Origin of the sequence: Streptococcus hepaticus (genome assembly GCF_043656315.1) — a bacterium.
GTDB lineage: Bacteria > Bacillota > Bacilli > Lactobacillales > Streptococcaceae > Streptococcus > Streptococcus hepaticus.
The window spans coordinates 1-471 of sequence record NZ_JBINIY010000049.1 but is presented as its reverse complement, the minus strand read 5'-3'; the positions used below and the strand labels follow the sequence as shown (position 1 = coordinate 471).

Genomic DNA, 471 nt, shown 5'->3' with positions numbered 1-471 from the left:
GACATTCTTTTTATATTCAGCCAATTCAGATTGGTTACACCAGACATAGTGTCCTGGTGTAACTTCTACCATTTCTGGTTTATCAACTAAGTAATCATGTTGACTGGCGTCGTAGACAATTAATTCTTTCTGACGTTCCAAGATAGGATCCGGAATTGGGACAGCAGATAGAAGGGAACGGGTGTAGGGATGGATGGGGTTGTTAAACAGTTCTTCAGTTTCTGCGACCTCTACGATAACTCCCTTATGGATAACGGCGATACGGTCGGAGATAAAGCGTACAACTGACAAGTCATGGGCAATGAACAAGTAGGTCAAGCCAAGTTCTTTTTGGAATTTTTTCAATAGATTCAAGACTTGGGCACGGACCGATACATCCAAGGCTGATATGGGTTCATCCGCGATTACAAACTCCGGTTCCATGACCAAGGCGCGAGCAATACCTATACGCTGACGCTGACCACCAGAGAA

1 protein-coding gene is annotated in these 471 nt (G+C 44.4%); it reads right to left on the bottom strand.

Annotated elements, in window-relative coordinates:
- Positions 1 to 471: ABC transporter ATP-binding protein (locus ACHUFA_RS11040; protein ID WP_394406117.1), on the bottom strand; the 471-nt coding region annotated here is incomplete at both ends.